The organism is Synechococcus sp. CBW1004 (assembly GCF_015840715.1).
Classification (GTDB): Bacteria; Cyanobacteriota; Cyanobacteriia; order PCC-6307; family Cyanobiaceae; genus Cyanobium.
In genome coordinates, this window is record NZ_CP060397.1 from 2,401,020 (window position 1) to 2,416,080 (window position 15,061).

Below are 15,061 nucleotides of genomic sequence, written 5' to 3' on the forward strand. Positions count from 1 at the left end.
TTCAGCGTGATCGGGCGGCAGCACCGCCCTTGAGCAGAATCCAGTAGTCGAACAGCTCCTGGATCCGACCCAGGGAAATCTCCCGGGTCAGCCAGCCGTTGAGGTAGCGGCGAAACGCCGCATCCCTGCCGCCGACCATCAGCACCAGCTCGGAGCTGAATTCGCGGCCAAACGGGGTGATCAGCGTGGTGCTCGGATGCAGCACCGCCAGGCCGGCGCCGGACTCCGCCGGGGTGAGCAGGCCGTCGTAGCGCCGTTGTCCCTCGGCGGTGAAGAACTCGGCACTGGAGCCGATCGGCACCAGCTTCACGCGGGCCCGCTGCCTGGCATCGCCCAGGCTCTTGGCGATCTGGGCCTCGAGGCCATAGCTGATCAGACTCTCGTCCTCAACGGCCAGGCTGATCGGCCGTGATGGAGCGCTCCGCTCTCCTCCCTGCAGCTCACGCACCTTGGCATCGGGCACCACCAGAGCCAGGTTGACCGTCTGGTAGCTGCGGCTGAGCTCATGGCGAATCGCCCGCTCCGGGGTGTTCTGAATGCCGCCGGCCACCACGTCGAGTCGGCCTTCGCCCAGCTGCTGTTCGAGCTGCTCGAGCGGCAACTGCAGCAGCTCCAGCCGGACCCCCAGGCTTCGGGCCATGCTCTTGAGCAGGTCGACATCGAAGCCCACCAGATCCCCCCTGGCGTTGCGGAAGGCCCAGGGCAGGGCGTCATCCTGCACCCCGGCACGCAGCACCCCCCTCGCCCGGATCGCCTGCAGCGTCACCGGAGCCGCGGGCCAGGGCCGGCTGGCCACGCGGGGTGTCTCGCCGGAGCGGGTGCTGCTGAGCGCCAGCAGGCGTGCGTCATTGCGATAGCTTTCGCGCAGGGCCGCCGCCAGCGCGGAGCGACTGGCCAGGCCCAGCCCCAGGGTCAGCGCCGTGGCCAGGCCGAGGCTGGCGAGCAGCCGCGGCAGCCTCGGACGCCAGGCACCCACACCCTGGGCAACCACCAGAACGGCCAGGACGGCCAGACCCTCGAGGCCCAGCACCTTCTCAAAGCGGTACAACCATTCGCCGTTGACATACACCAGCTGCAGCAGATCGATCGGCAACCCCAGATTGAGCAGCTCCTGGCGCACCACGGCCTTGACCCCGGAGACCGTCGCCGGAATCGCGCTCAGCAGCATCCGCAGCGTGGCCAGGGGCTCGAGGGCCCGGTCCACATACCAGGCGCTGAAGGGCACGAAGATCAGGGTGGCCACCTGACCCAGAGTCGGCAGGGAAAAGCCCAGGGAGATGAGCGGCGTGATCTCCTCATGCATCTCGCGGACGCGGGGATCGTCAGGGTCGACACCCAGCGCGGCCGGCAGCTGCTCCTGCAGATTGCTCACCAGCATGGGCAGAGCGATGAGCAGATTGGCACTGCTGGCGGTGAGAGCCAGGGGCCCCTTGATCATCTGCCAGAGGCTCCTGAGCCGCAGGGGGGTGAGGCTGATCAGCACCAGCAGACACAGCAGCGACAGCACCAGAAAGCTGATCAGACAGACGGCGAAGAAACCCTGAATGCGAATCAGCTGCTCGCCGTTGATGCGCGACACATTGATGGCGATCAGCGCGAAGATCCCGAACGGAATCAGACGCACCACCAACTTGTTGAGCCGATTGAACAGACTGCGCATCACCGCCAGCGGCCTGAGCAGATGCTCACGATCATCGAGTCCCTGCAGCAGGATGCCGAGCACACAGCTGAACAGCACAACGGCAGGAAAATTATCGGTCGCCAGGGCTGTGAAGATGCTGTCAGGCAGATAGGTCGTCAGCAGATCATCGCTCTTGTGCACATCAAACAGACCCGCGTGATAGAACTCCGATGTCACCAGCGGTGGCAGGAACAGGGGCAACACGATCACCAGCAGCGATGCCGCCAGCCAGAGAGCCAGCAACACAAGGCCACCGCGCCCCACCAGCTGGCGCAGCGAACCTGGCCTGAGCCTGCCGAAGCCCACGATCAGCTCGCAGATCAGAAAGGGCATCACCACAATCTGCGAGGCCTGCAGAAAGATGGTGGCCAGGGGCTGGAGCCAGTGGGTCTGTCCGGGCAGCAGCCAGCCGAGCAGGGCACCGGCCGCCAGCATCAGCAGGCACTGATTGCCGATCTGGCGCGGCCACAGGGCCAGCAGACGCTCCATCATGGTCTCAGGCCCGCTTGGTGTCCGTGCCCTGGCCAACGACCCTGCACCCAGGAGCCACCGGCGGCGAGCCGGCCGCGACAACCGGCCGCCCGCCTTCCCGCCGGGTTCCGGTCAGCGGGCGGGCTGACCGAACAGCTGCACACCATTGACGAAGAGGTTGGGGTAGAAGCCTGGGTTGAAGGGCTGTTGCTGCACATTCGCATCAATCAATGCGTTGCTGCCGGAGCCAGCCTCAGCACCGGGGACGGCGATGTGACGCCATTCTCCTTCCAGGTCCAGGGCGGACAGCTGTTCGCGCCGGTGCTGACCGTGGCGGACACGCGGCAGACCTACTTCAGCTTTGCCGCCGCCAACGCCGATCGCATCAGCCACTTCCACGGTGTCGGCCCCAACGCCTACGGCATTGAGGATCTGGCTGGCGGCGGCGACCGGGACTTCGACGACCAGATCCTGCGGTTCACGGTGACGGCGGAAGCGTCTCTGGGCTGATCGGGCCAGGGCGCACCCGTCGGCAGCCCCCCCGAGCCTCGGCATCCGAGGGCGGCCTGGCCGCTCACCGCAGCCGTCCGACGCTCAGAAGGCCGTCAGGAACTTGATCGCCAGCGGCGCCAGCGCCTGGAACAGGCCGGCGGCGCCACTCATCAGGCGCATGCCCTGGCCGTTGCCGCCGGGGCCCTTCGGGGCCGGCTGCTCGAGCAGGGTCGCCGCCTCGCCCAGCTTCTTCGCCGTCTCCGCCTCACCCTGCTGGGCATAGAGGGAGGCGGCGTAGCGAAAATCGGCGGCGGCCAGGGCGGTCTTGCCCTGGTCGCTCCGGGCGATGCCGCGGGCCAGCCAGGTGAGGGCCGCCTCGGGCTGCTGGGCGATGGCCTCGCCGAACAGCCGCTCGGCCTCCGGCGGATTGCCCGCCAGAGAGGCCTCCACGCCGGCATTGTGCAGCTGGGCGTAGCTCAGGCCACCGGCGCCGATGCCACGGGCCGCCTGCCAGTGTGCGCGCGCCAGAGCGCCGGAGTCGAGCTGGGCGCCGCTGAGGTCGCTCTCACGCAGATCGGTGCCTTCCAGACGGGCGCCGCGCAGATCGGCGCCGCGCAGCGAGGCCCCCTGCAGGCTGGTGAAGCTCAGATCGGCACCCTCCAGCCGGGCGCCATCGAGCCGGGCACCGCTGAGGTTGGCACGCTGCAGCTGGGCACGGCGCAGGTCGGCATCCCGCAGATCGGCATGCACCAGATCGGCATCCTGCAGCTTGCAGCCGGGGCAGGAGCGGCGCTCCAGCAGCTTCATCAACGCGTCCGTGCTCGCCGCCCGGCCCGGAGGAACGCCCAGCGGCGTCAGGACCAGGGGAGCCAGGGCCAGAAGCACGACGGCACCCTGGCGCCACGACACCGGGCGACGTGCAACGCGCTGCCGAAAGGACCGCGGCAGGGTCGCCCGATCGGCCGGCAGGCGGCCCAGGACCCGGTCCGTTGGAGCGACGACAGCGATGGGTCGCTCCGAGGCGGCTTCAACCATGCACCCTCCCGCAGTCGATGGGATGTTCTAACCCGCTTTCCCCACGGCCGCCCCACTGCTGAGCCGCCGCAGCCGGCGGCCCAGGGCCCGGCGCTGGCGACGCAGCTGCCGCAGCGACACCGCCGGCGCCCCGCCCGCGCCGACGGGCACAAATCGCTGGCATTGATAAAGCGTCGCAAAGGCCTGCAGCTCCGGAGCCAGCTGCGGCAGCCGCTCCTCCACCCGCGCCGCGAACCGTCGGAGGGTCTCGCCCGGCTCGGGCACCAGGTCATGGCGCGCCAGCAGGCCCAGCAACTGCTCGAGCTGCCGGCGGGCCGGATCGCCCTGGCTGCGGGCCTGCAGCCAGCGCATCAGGGACAGCGAGCCGGCCAGGGCGACAGCGATGGCCAGCAGCAGCACCGGTCCCAGCCAGGGCAGCAGCGGACCGAGCAGACGGCGCAGCAGCGACTGCTGGCTGTCGCGATCGAAGCCCAGCCACACGCGCGTCCAGGCGATGTCGAGACCCCACCACTGCTGCCGCAGCCAGTCGGCCAGGCCCCAGCTGCCGCGACGGGGCTGGCTCTGGCCCGGTGGCGCGATCCAGCTGCTGGGATCCACCCCGACCCAGCCCTGATCCGGCAGCCACAGCTCCGTCCAGGCGTGGGCATCGGACTGGCGCAGATCCAGGTATCCCTCCCCACCCAGGGGCATCACCCAGCGACCGCCGTGGTAGCCGCTCACCACCCGCGCCGGCACCCCCGCCGCCCGCAGCAGCGCCGCCAGGCTGCTGGCGTAATGCCCGCAGAAGCCCTCCCGCCGTTCGAACAGAAAGGCATCGAAGGGGGCGCGGTCGGGCAGTGTGCCGGGCTGCAGCGTGTAGGAGAAACCGCCGGCGGCGAACCAGTCGCGAGCCGCCTGCAGGCGTTGCTGCGGTGTCGGCAGCCGAGCCCAGCTCGCCCCGAGGGCCTCCAGCCGCGGGTTGCTGCCCAGCGGCAGGGCCAGATCGGCGCCGGAGGGAGGGCGGGTGCGCCAGAAGGAGGCCGCCTGCGGATCGGCGATGCCATAGACGCGCCGCTGATCGCTGGGAGCGCGGACCAGCAGCTCGCCCCGGGGATCGAGCAGGAGCTCCCGGCCAAGAGGCCGGCCGCCGCCGCCCCAGGGCAGCGCCTCGATCCGGGAGGGAGCCGCCACCCACAACTGAGTCGAACCGGCGAGGGCCACCGGGGCGCCAGGCAGCTCCCGGGCATCCCCCCGCGGCAGCGGCGGCGGTGCGGAGCGGTTCCAGCGCCGTCCATCGAAGCGGTCATGCACCAGCACGCGCCAGTAGCGCTCCTGTGCCGGTGGCGGCTGGCCGGTGGCGAAGGCCACCCGCGCCGCCGGGGCATCCACGGCGGCCAGCTCGGCGATGCCGCCGGGATCGAGCTGCTCGCTCAGGCCCACCACGGCAGCCGCGCCCCGCGCCAGGGGCAGGGTGCTGAAGGGGGCCAGGCGCGGAACCAGCAGGAACAGCACCAGGGCCACCGGCAGGGCGGCGGCCACCACCTGCAGGCTGCGGCGCAGCAGCACCCGCCAGCCCAGTCCCTCGCCCAGTTCCAGCGCCAGCAGCCCCGCCAGCGCCAGCAGGGTCACCGCCAGCTGCAGCAGGCTCGCCGCCAGCTCGGGACGCTGCGCCGCCACCAGACCGATGCAGACCAGCTGCAGGAGGCTGACCAGCCGCCGTTCCGCCAGGCTGCGGGCCTCCCAGAGCTTGAGGGCGGTGAGCACCGCCAGACCGGTCGCGATGCCGCCGTACAGGGAGGTGATCTGCAGCCCCGCCATCGCCACCAGCAACAGCAGCAGCGCCAGCCACTGCAGCGCCGCGGCGACCCCGAAGGCGGGCAGGCGCTGAGCGGCGGGACGCAGGCGGGCCATCTCAGCGACAGGTGGCAAGGGCCGCCAGGGCTCGCTCGCGCTGAGCCGGCCCGCGGCCGGGAGGGAGCCGCTGCTCGCCCAGCACCAGGCCGTAGGCCAGGCCCCTGGCATGCAGACGGCAGATCCGCTCGCTGAGATGCTCGAGTCCCCGCTCGAACGGCACCGCCGGATCCGGGGCCAGCAGCGGCTCCTCGTCGGAGGGATCGACGAAGCGCTTGGCATAGCGACCGCGCCCCTGGGCGAGCAGTTTCCAGGCGAGGCGACTGGCGCCGTCCTCAGGCCGGTGGGGCTGCAGATCGCGCCAGTCGTCGCTGCCCTCCTGGCGCTCTCCGCCGCTGACCTGCAGGGGAACCGAGCGCGGACGGGCCGCCTGCAGCTGCCGCACGGGGCCGGCCACAGGGGCCGGCCAGACCAGCTGGGGCACGGCCGGCTGCCAGCGCGTCCAGCAGACGAACAGGCCCAGCGGGGCGGTGGTCTGCAGGCGCAGGCAGCCGGGCTGCTGCAGCCCGCGGGCCTGCGGCCGCCAGGGCACCGACAGGGCGTGGTCACCGCGGTCGAACACCCGGGGAGCCGTGGTGGCGGCCGTGTCGAAGCCGAACCGCAACCCCTCGCAGCGGCTGCGGCAGCGCAGGCGCAGGGGGTAGGCCAGCAGGGTACCGGCGAAGCCGGGCTGGGACTCACCCACCGCCAGCTCCAGTCCCTGCAGGTTGAAGTGGGTGAGATGCAGGGCCAGCAGGAACAGGCCGAGCATCAGGAAGCTGAGCAGCAGCGGCCCATTGCTCTGCAGCTGCGTGCCCACCACCTGCAGCAGCAGCAGGCCCGCCAGCCAGAGCCAGCCGAAGCGTGTGGGCACGATGTAGAGGTTGCGCAGACCGAGGCGCAGGCTCTCCCCCTGCTGGGGCCTAACGAAGTCCATCGACCTCCGCCAGCAGCTGACGGCTGAGTTCGCCGGGGACACCGGTGATCTGGCCCGCATCGAGGCGGTGCTCGCAGATCGCCGGCAGCACCGCCTGCACGTCGTCGGGCAGCACATGATCGCGGCCTTCCAGCAGGGCCCAGCCCCGCGAGGCCGCCAGCAGCGCCAGACCGGCCCGTGGCGACAGCGGCAGACCGCGCCGGCCGGCATCCCGGCTGCGGGCCAGGAGGTCGATCACGTAGGCGATCAGGCTGTCGCTGGCATGCACCGCTGCCGCCCGCTGCTGCAGCGTCAGCAGATCCGCGGGCTGCAGCCGCGACTCGAGGGCCTCCGGCCGCAGCCCCTCACCCCGCAGCAGCGCCGCCTCGGCCTGGCGGTCCGGGAAGCCGAGGCTGAGCCGCATGAGGAAGCGATCCAGCTGGGATTCGGGCAGAGGTGCCGTGCCGCCCTGGTCGAGGCCGTTCTGGGTGGCGATCACCACGAAGGGAGTGGGCAGGGGATGGCTGACGCCGTCGACGCTGACGCGCCCCGCCGCCATCGCCTCGAGCAGGGCGCTCTGGGTGCGGGGACTGGCGCGGTTGATCTCATCGGCCAGCAGCACCTGGCTGAACAGGGGACCGCTCTGGAACTGGAAGCCGCCGCTGGCCGGATCGAAGACGTTGATGCCGGTGAGATCGGCCGGGAGCAGATCGCTGGTGAAACTGACCCGCTTGAACTCCAGCGAGAAGCTGCGCGCCAGCGCCTCCGCCAGGGTGGTCTTGCCCACGCCGGGCAGGTCCTCGATCAGCAGATGGCCGCGCGCCAGCAGACAGGCCAGGGCCAGCCGCACCTCCCGCTCCTTGCCCAGCAGCACGCGGCTGATCGAGCGGATCACCGGATCGAGGGAGGAGGCGGACACGCGCGACGAGACACGGGGCTGGGGCAGAGGCGGTGACGAACACGCAACGCTCCGGCGCCCAGCCTGCCGGAGAACAGGGGCCACTGCCGCGGCGGAGCCGACGGGAGCAGCTCCCCGGCCAGGTCCACCGCACCTGCGTCGGGATGGGGAACGCTGCGAGCCCGATCAGCCCGCGCGACAGGCAGACAGGCGGAAGCGCCCCCCCACAGCGCCGGCTTCCCCGACACCTGACGCGCTGGGCGTTGCGCGGCGTGGCAGCCGCCGTCACGCGTCCGGTATCACGGCATCATAAACGCTATGGGTAGCGTGCCGCCACCAGCCCAACTCCCAGTCATGGCAGGCCCCACGGCCCGGGGCCGGGCGCAGGGACAGCCCCGTGGACCGGAGCCCCGACGGCCAGGCCGGGTCCCGTCCCGTCGCCGGGTGCGCCGCCGCGGCCGACCCCGGTCAGCCGTGTTACACAGCGCCCATGGCGCCTGTCCCTCCGCTTCCCCCGCTGCAGCCCGGCACCAGCGCCACCCCGGTGGCGGACCAGGGGGCGGCGGACCAGGGCGGGAGCCAGCCCCCGATCCATGGCGGCAACCGCAGCGCCGAAGCCCGTCGCCTGGGTCTGCGGCCGGCTCAGCTGCTCGATGCAAGCGCCTCGCTGGTGCCCTTCGGGCCGCCCTGGCACCTGCGGGCCCAGCTGCTGCGCCAGCTGCTGCGCGGCGACAGCCTGCGCGACTATCCGGACCGCAGCTACCACCAGCTCCGTCAGGGCCTGGCGTCCCTGCATGGCCTCGATCCGGCCCGGGTGCTGCCCGGCAACGGCGCCGCCGAACTGTTCACCTGGGCGGCCCGCGACGCCGCGGCCTGCGGCCCCAGCCTGCTGCCCACGCCCGGTTTCGCCGACTACGGCAGGGCCCTGCGCTGCTGGGACGGAGCGATCCGCAGCCTGCCCCTGCCGCTGGACTGGCGGGAGGCCGGCCCGACGGCCTGGCCGGGAGCGGCCGCCTTGCCGGTGACCGGGGCCGCGCCGGTGCTGTGGATCACCAACCCCCACAACCCCACCGGTCAGCTCTGGAGCCGCGCCTCCCTGGAGCCGCTGCTGAAGACCCACGAGCTGGTGATCGTCGATGAGGCCTTCCTGCCGCTCACGCCCGGCGGCGAGGCGCAATCGCTGATTCCTCTTCTGGAGGCCCATCCCAACCTGGTGGTGATCCGCAGCCTCACCAAGGTTCTGGCGGTGGCCGGCCTGCGGCTGGGTTATGCCCTGGGCGATCCCCGGCGACTGGAACGCTGGGCCCACTGGCGCGACCCCTGGCCCGTCAATGGCCTGGCCGCGGCACTGCCCGCCTCGCTGCTGATGGACCGGCGCTGGCTGGAGCGGGTGCAGCGCTGGGTGACGAGGGAGGGGGCCTGGCTGCGCGGCCGGTTGGGCGAGCTGGGCGGTCTGAAGCTGATGCCCTCGGCCACCAGCTACCTGTTGCTGCGGGGCTGCCGGAGCGATGGTCGCCCCCGCTCGCTGGAGCCCCTGCGGCAGGCCCTGGCGGAGCGCCATCAGATCCTGCTGCGCGACTGCCGCTCCTTCGAGGGCCTCGATGAGAGCTGGCTGCGCCTCAGCCTGCAGAACCGGCGCGGCCACCGGCGCCTGCTGCGGGCCCTGCGGCAGGACTGGCCCGGCGCCTGACACAGACACCGCCGCGGATCGCAGGCGGCCGGCGGCAGACCATGCCGGTGATGCCCTCCCGATCGGTCGGGGTGTACGCGCGACCGATGCCGTCAGCCCACCACTCCCGGAGCACAGGCGAGCCAGCCGCCGGGGGGTCGCCCCGGCGACCTCCAGCGCAGATCAACGCCGGATGATCCCAACCTCAGCGCGTCGCCACCAACTGGCTGAGCCGCTCCACCAGGCGCTGCTCGGCGTCACGCACCGCCAGGCGCTCCATGCCGCGGCGCAGCTCGAGCAGCGGATCGGCCGCCGCCTCCACGCCACGCAGCCGCGGTCCCAGCAGCCGCCACACGGCCCGCTCCAGGGCTTCCTCCTCCGGCCCGTGCTGCCACACGATCACCGCCGCCCCCAGCTCGGCCGCCGCCGCCGCGTTGGCGTCCTGATGGCGGTCGGCGGCCTGCGGAAAGGGCACCAGGATCGTGGGCGTGCCGCACACCGCCAGCTCGCTGAGACTGCCGGCGCCGGCGCGGCTGATCGCCAGATCGGCGTGCTGCAGCAGGCCGGGAAGCTCATCACTGAACGGTCGCTCCACCACCCCGGGCAGCTGGAGAGCGCCGGCCTCCGGATCGTTGCTGCCGGTCAGATGCACGACGCGGCAGCCCGCCGCCGCCAGTCGCGGCAGCAGGGGACGCACCATGCGGTTGAGGCCCACCGCGCCCTGGCTGCCCCCCATCACCAGCAGCAGCGGCCCGCTGCCGGCGGGCACCCAGTCCGGCAGGGGCGCGGGTTCCAGAAAGGCGTGGCGCACCGGTGTGCCGGTGACCAGCGGCCGGGCCTGGGGCAGCCGCTCGGCGGCCTGGGGCAGGCCCACCGCCACCTGCGAACAGAAGCGGCCGAGCAGACGGGTGACCTTGCCGGGGATGGCATTGCTCTCATGCAGCACCACCGGCACGCCGCACCACCGGGCCGCCAGGATCGCCGGGGCAGCGATGTAGCCGCCGCTGCTGAACACCGCATCGACCCGCTCACGTCGGATCAGACGGCGCACCGTCTGGCTGGCCAGCAGCAGCTGCACCAGGTTCCAGAGGCGGCGCAGCCCGCGCCCCTGCAGGCCACCGGCCCGCACGGTGTGCAGCGGATAGCGCGAGGGCACCAGGCTGGTCTCCAGCCGATCGGGCACCCCCAGCCAGCACACCCGCCAGCCGGCGGGCAGCGCATCCGCCACCGCCAGTGCCGGGAAGAGGTGGCCACCCGTGCCGCTCGCGGCGATCAGAAGCGTCGGCATGGGCGGGCCGCCACAGGCGGCAGGTGGGCGCGCGCCTACCTTAAAAGTCACGTCATGCTGGCCAGCACCCGGCCTGGATGACGGCGCCCAGCGCCAGCCTCGCCGCAGGAGCAGCCAGGGCCAGGGGCGCCGCGTTCCCCTGGGCCCGGCCCAGGCGCTGGCCGGACCAGCCCGGGCCCATCAGACTCCTCCCAGCGCTCCAGCAGCGCCACACCCAAACCCCAGCCGCAGCCCGATCGACACCCCTCCGATGCGCCTGCCCCGCCGCCTCTCCCGCGCCCCGCGTGCCCCCCGGATGCCCGCAGCGGAGCAGCCATCGGCCGCAGACCTCCGCCCCGCCACCCCGGCCATGGGCGCCGGCCGTGGGCTGGCCTGGGGCCTCGCCCTGAGCGCCGCCCTCAGCGCACCGCTGGCCGGCTGGGCCGCCAGCCCCAGCGCGGCCCAGCTGCAGGCCCTGGAGAGCGCCCTGAACGGCAGCGATCCCGCCACCCTCAAGGGCCTGCTGGCGGATGGGCCCGGCATCGACGCCGCCCTGCTGGAGCGACGCTGGAGCGCCCTGCGGGAGCAGTTTCCCGATGCCCGCTGGCAGCTCACGCCCGGCACCCCCACCCAGAAGGGCCAGCCGACGGTCAATCTGCGCGTGATCGGCAGCCGCGTCGAGGGGAGCGTCAGCTACCGGCTCACCGGCGATCAGGTGCTGGAGCTGCGCAGCGACGGCCAGCGCATCACCAGCCAGAACCTGCTGCGTGAGCAGACGATCCTGCGCAGCGGCGATTCCGACCTGCCGGTGAGCGTGCTGATCCCCGACGCCGTGCTCACCGGCCAGCGCTACGACGTCGATGTGATCTTCGACGATCCGCTGCAGGGTGCCCTGGTGGCCGGCGGCATCCGCGCCCTCAGCTCCCAGCAGGTGGCGGCGATGGAGAGCCCCGCCGTCGAACTGGCGGCGATGGGTGGCGGCGGACTGTTCAAAACCGTTCAGGCGCCTTACACCCCCGGCAGTCAGACCTGGGCCGTGCTGCTGGTGCATCCGCGCGGGGTGGTGAGCGCCACCAAGCGGGTGCGGGTGGTGAGCGACCGGGCCCAGCTGACGCCCTGAGCCTCCGTCGTCCGGAGCCTGCTGCATCACCCGGCAGCACCTGCCCTGGGGTGCCCCCAGCAGCGGCGGAGGGCGGCGCCCGCACCGGTTGCACAGCCAGGCGCTAACGGCTCAGGTCCTCCGGCAGCAGGTAACCCTTGCCGCCCCGGTCGAGCCGCTCGAAATGGCGCTGCAGATAGGGGTTGGAGCGCACCTCCTGACGGTCGAGGCGGCCATCACCGTTGAGATCGAGCCGGCGGAACAGCTTCTCCAGCCGCAGGTGGAAGCGGATCACCTCATCGTCGGCCCTCGCCGGACCGGCGCCGGTCGTCGCCGCGCCGAGGAGCAGCGCGGCGGCCAGAAGCAGTGGCAGAGCCCGTTGTCGCATGGGCGCAGGCTATGCAGGCCGCCGCAGCCGGCGATGACAGCAGACCGGGCAAGCTGTGACCGGATCTTTCCGAACCGAGAGGACGATGGCCCCGGGGCAGAGCATCTGGGTGGTCGATGACGACCCCGAACTGCGGCGCATGGTGGGCACCTATCTGATCGATCAGGGCTACGACGTGCGCTGCCTCACCGATGGCGCCCAGCTCATGGCCCGGCTGGCGGGAGCGCGTCCCGATCTGCTGGTGCTCGATCTGATGCTGCCGGGCGACAACGGCCTCACCCTGCTGCGGCGGCTGCGCGAAGCCGGCGACGACCTGCCGGTGGTGATGCTCACCGCACGCGGCGAGGCCGTGGACCGGATCATCGGCCTGGAGCAGGGAGCGGATGACTACCTGGCCAAGCCCTTCCTGCCGCGGGAGCTCAGCGCCCGCATCGAGGCCGTGCTGCGGCGGCGGGCGAGTCTACCGGCCGGCACGCCGCTGGCGGAGGGCGAGCGCGTCGCCATCGGCGATCAGGTGCTCGACCTGGCGTCTCGCACCCTGGAACAGGGCGGGAGCGTCACCCTGCTCACCTCCGGCGAGTTCGCGCTGCTCACCGCCTTCGTGCGCCACCCGCACCGGTCCCTGTCGCGGGAGCGGCTGGTGGAGCTGGCCCGCGGCCCCGACTCGCTCACCGACAGCCGCAGCATGGATGTGCAGGTGTCACGGCTGCGGCGGCTGGTGGAACCCGATCCCGGCCGCCCCCGCTACCTGCAGACGGTCTGGGGCTACGGCTATGTGTTCGTGCCCGATGGCCAGCCTCGCAGCCGCTAGAACCGCCCTCCTCTACGGCCTGGCTGGGCTGGGGGTGGCACTGCTGAGCACCGCCCAGCTGCAGTTGCTGCTGGCTGAGCGACTGGAGCGGGCCCGCATCAGCCAGCTGGGGCCGGAGGTGCTGTTCCAGGTGCGCCTCAGCGAACTGGCCCTGGGCCGCCTGCCGCCCGCCACCCTGGCCCGGCTCAGCGGCCTGCCGCTGCGGGTGGGCGAGCGGCCACCCAGCGGCCCCGGCGACCGCAGCCTGCGGGCCCAGGCAGCGCTGCTGCGCCAGGAGCTCTGCCGCTCGCTGCGGCCCTGTCCCCAGGTGCTGCCGGCGAGCGGACCACGGCGGGGGGTGTGGGTGCAGCTGCTGGCGCCGCTGGAGCCCGTCTGGCTGCTGGCGCCGATCCCACCGACTCCCGCCTGGCCGCCGGATCCCTGGCTGCTGCTGGCGGGCCTGTCCCTGGGGGGCAGTGTGGCCCTGCTGCTGTTCTTCGCGCTGGAGGTCCAGCGGCCCCTGCGCCAGCTGCAGCAGGCCCTGGCCGGGGTCGGTACGGCGTCCGGACCGCTGGCGCTCCCCGGACGGCACGGCACCGCGACGGTGCGACAGCTGCAGGAGCGCTTCAACGCGATGGTGCAGCGGCTGGAGCGGATCGAGCAGGAGCGTTCGGTGATGCTGGCCGGGATCGCCCACGACCTCAAGAGCCCGCTCACCCGCCTGCGCTTCCGGCTCAGCCTGGCGGGGCTGTCGGAGTCCGATCTGCTGCAGGCCGAGGCGGACCTGGCGGCGCTGGAGCGGATCACCCGACAGTTCCTGCTGTTCGCCGGCGGCAGCGACGACGAGCCAGCCTGCGCGGTGCCGCTGGAGCAGCTGCTGGCCGAAACCGCGGCCGGACTGGATCAGAACAGCCTGGCCCTCGATCTGCAGCCCCTGGTGCGCGTGGTGCAGCCGGTGGCGCTGGGCCGGGCGGTGGCCAACCTGATCGACAACGCCCGGCAGTACGGGGCACCGCCGCTGCGGCTGGAGCTGCGCGAGGCGGAGCCGCCCGGCCTGGGCTTCCGGATCATCCTCTGGGATGGCGGCACGGGCATCAGTGCCGAACAGTGGCAGCGGGCGTTGATGCCGTTCCAACGGCTGGACGCAGCCCGCGGAGGTCAGGGCCACTGCGGCCTCGGTCTGGCGATCGCCGCCAGGGTTGCCCGGGCCCATGGAGGCCTGCTCGAGCGGCTGGAACACCACCCGGCCGGCCCGGAGGCCGGGGAAGGGCGGCACTTCGGGATCGCCCTGTCGGGACGTTCGCGGTCCGGGACGGCGCACTGAAATCAGGAAGCACCAACGTCTCCGGTCGGATTTGGTCACAGGTCGGCGGCATCCGGGTCGCACCTCGGCTCCGGAACCGCTGGACAGTGCAGGGCAGCCGGCCCACCGCCGGCACCCCTCACCTCCATCCCGCGATGACCTCCCTCCTCCACCGCCACGCTGGCCGACTGGCGCTGCTGCTCTGCCTGCTGGGCGGCACCAGCCTGCCGGTCACGGCCGCGCTGGCCCGTCCCTCGGCTGCCGAGCCTTACTCCATCGCCGACCGCAGCAGCGACGACCGCCACCGGGACTGGCTCAAGGTCCAGCGCTCCCGAGCCCAGCAGGCTTACCAGCAGACCCAGCGTCGCCTCGATCAGCTGGAGCGCTGCCTGGACCGCAGCCGCCGGAACCAGGAGCGCGACCAGTGCCTGCGCCGCGATCTCGAAGCGCAGGAGCGCCAGATGCAGCGCGACCAACGGGACTGGCAGCTGCTGATCCGCCGACAGGGCCGGACTGCCCTGCTGTCCTGGCCACTGCGCTGAGGAGCCGCTCGATCAGACCTGCACCCAAAACGATCTCACCCGCCACGATCCGCCATGCACCGCACACCCTGGGCTCTCGCGCTGCTGGCCCTGAGCCTGCCGGCTCCGGCCCTGAGCGATCCCCTGCACCGCCAGGCCATCACCACCGCCGCCTGGAACCAGATCGACCGCGACCCCTACCCGGTCGCTGTCGGTGCTCCCTGGCAGCGATACGGCAATCCTGAGGATGCCTTCGTCGACACCAGACCCCGCCTCAGCTGGCGCGAGCGGGCCGCCTACGCCCTGCTCGGCCGCCCCGGCCATGGCGACGGCTACGGCGCCGCACCCCTGGGCGGCGATGGGTATGGCTACCGGCCTGGCCGCCCCTACCCGCTGGCCGTGATCCCCGCCACGCCCCAGCCCCAGCGCCGCTGTGGCCCCGGCCCCGCCCTGGTCGGCGCCGCCATCGGCGGCGGCCTGGGCGCGGCCCTCAGCGACGGCTCACGCCAGCGCCAGTGGGCCCTGCCGATCGGAGCAACCGTCGGCGGCCTGCTTGGCGGCGTGCTGTCCGGATGCTGACCCCTGTCACCGATCGATGCCCTCGAAACCGCACCGGGCGGAGCGGATGGCCTTCGGGGCCCCCGACTCCGCCCAGGATGGGA

General features: G+C 72.5%; 14 protein-coding genes. 7 read left to right on the forward strand and 7 right to left on the reverse strand.

Translation table 11 applies throughout. The features are described 5' to 3' along the window. Window position 1: 1 nt before the first annotated feature. Window positions 2-2,173, reverse strand: coding sequence for a cation:dicarboxylate symporter family transporter (locus H8F25_RS11435; protein ID WP_231596791.1), 2,172 nt, complete (start codon window positions 2,171-2,173; stop codon window positions 2-4). 252 nt (window positions 2,174-2,425) lie between these two features. On the opposite strand from H8F25_RS11435, the gene H8F25_RS11440 reads away from it, so the two are divergent. Continuing rightward, window positions 2,426-2,662, forward strand: coding sequence for a DUF4114 domain-containing protein (locus H8F25_RS11440; RefSeq protein WP_197210518.1), 237 nt, complete (start codon window positions 2,426-2,428; stop codon window positions 2,660-2,662). 84 nt (window positions 2,663-2,746) lie between these two features. Here the strand turns inward: H8F25_RS11440 and H8F25_RS11445 are convergent, their stop codons facing one another. The 4 genes from H8F25_RS11445 to H8F25_RS11460 are packed head-to-tail and all read right to left on the reverse strand — an operon-like array spanning window position 2,747 to window position 7,383. After that, window positions 2,747-3,679 carry a pentapeptide repeat-containing protein gene (locus H8F25_RS11445; RefSeq protein WP_231596792.1) on the reverse strand — a complete coding sequence of 311 codons (933 nt, stop codon included), beginning with the start codon at window positions 3,677-3,679 and terminating at the stop codon, window positions 2,747-2,749. A 27-nt stretch (window positions 3,680-3,706) separates the two neighbouring features. After that, complete coding sequence (locus H8F25_RS11450) at window positions 3,707-5,569, reverse strand: DUF3488 and transglutaminase-like domain-containing protein (RefSeq protein WP_231596793.1); 1,863 nt, start codon at window positions 5,567-5,569, stop codon at window positions 3,707-3,709. 1 nt (window position 5,570) lies between these two features. Then, a complete protein-coding gene (locus H8F25_RS11455) occupies window positions 5,571-6,485 on the reverse strand; it encodes a hypothetical protein (protein WP_197210520.1) in 915 nt (304 codons plus the stop codon). Then, window positions 6,472-7,383, reverse strand: a complete 912-nt coding sequence (locus H8F25_RS11460; protein ID WP_197210521.1) for a MoxR family ATPase — start codon at window positions 7,381-7,383, stop codon at window positions 6,472-6,474. Before H8F25_RS11460 ends, H8F25_RS11455 begins: the two co-directional genes overlap by 14 nt. 469 nt (window positions 7,384-7,852) lie before the next feature. Between H8F25_RS11460 and H8F25_RS11465 the strand changes: the two genes are divergently transcribed. Beyond that, window positions 7,853-9,052, forward strand: coding sequence for a histidinol-phosphate transaminase (locus H8F25_RS11465; RefSeq protein WP_197210522.1), 1,200 nt, complete (start codon window positions 7,853-7,855; stop codon window positions 9,050-9,052). Between the two features lie 184 nt (window positions 9,053-9,236). On the opposite strand, the gene H8F25_RS11470 is transcribed toward H8F25_RS11465, so the two are convergent. Then, window positions 9,237-10,319, reverse strand: coding sequence for a glycosyltransferase (locus H8F25_RS11470; protein ID WP_197210523.1), 1,083 nt, complete (start codon window positions 10,317-10,319; stop codon window positions 9,237-9,239). A gap of 250 nt (window positions 10,320-10,569) precedes the next feature. Between H8F25_RS11470 and H8F25_RS11475 the strand changes: the two genes are divergently transcribed. Next, entirely contained in the window at window positions 10,570-11,418 is an 849-nt protein-coding gene (locus tag H8F25_RS11475) for a hypothetical protein (RefSeq protein ID WP_231596794.1), read from the forward strand. Between the two features lie 103 nt (window positions 11,419-11,521). Here H8F25_RS11475 and H8F25_RS11480 read toward each other — a convergent pair whose 3' ends face one another. Then, complete coding sequence (locus H8F25_RS11480; protein WP_197210524.1) at window positions 11,522-11,785, reverse strand: hypothetical protein; 264 nt, start codon at window positions 11,783-11,785, stop codon at window positions 11,522-11,524. 85 nt (window positions 11,786-11,870) lie between these two features. On the opposite strand from H8F25_RS11480, the gene H8F25_RS11485 reads away from it, so the two are divergent. The 4 genes from H8F25_RS11485 (at window position 11,871) to H8F25_RS11500 (ending at window position 14,978) form a co-directional block, all read left to right on the forward strand. Next, window positions 11,871-12,596, forward strand: coding sequence for a response regulator (locus H8F25_RS11485; protein ID WP_197210525.1), 726 nt, complete (start codon window positions 11,871-11,873; stop codon window positions 12,594-12,596). Further along, on the forward strand, window positions 12,574-13,899 hold the full coding sequence (locus tag H8F25_RS11490; protein ID WP_197210526.1) for an ATP-binding protein: 1,326 nt from the start codon (window positions 12,574-12,576) through the stop codon (window positions 13,897-13,899). The genes H8F25_RS11485 and H8F25_RS11490 overlap by 23 nt, the downstream gene beginning before the upstream one ends. 134 nt (window positions 13,900-14,033) lie before the next feature. Further along, window positions 14,034-14,420: a hypothetical protein gene (locus H8F25_RS11495; protein WP_197210527.1), complete on the forward strand. Its 387-nt coding sequence runs from the start codon at window positions 14,034-14,036 to the stop codon at window positions 14,418-14,420. Between the two features lie 54 nt (window positions 14,421-14,474). Then, window positions 14,475-14,978, forward strand: coding sequence for a glycine zipper 2TM domain-containing protein (locus H8F25_RS11500; protein ID WP_197210528.1), 504 nt, complete (start codon window positions 14,475-14,477; stop codon window positions 14,976-14,978). Window positions 14,979-15,061: the final 83 nt, after the last annotated feature.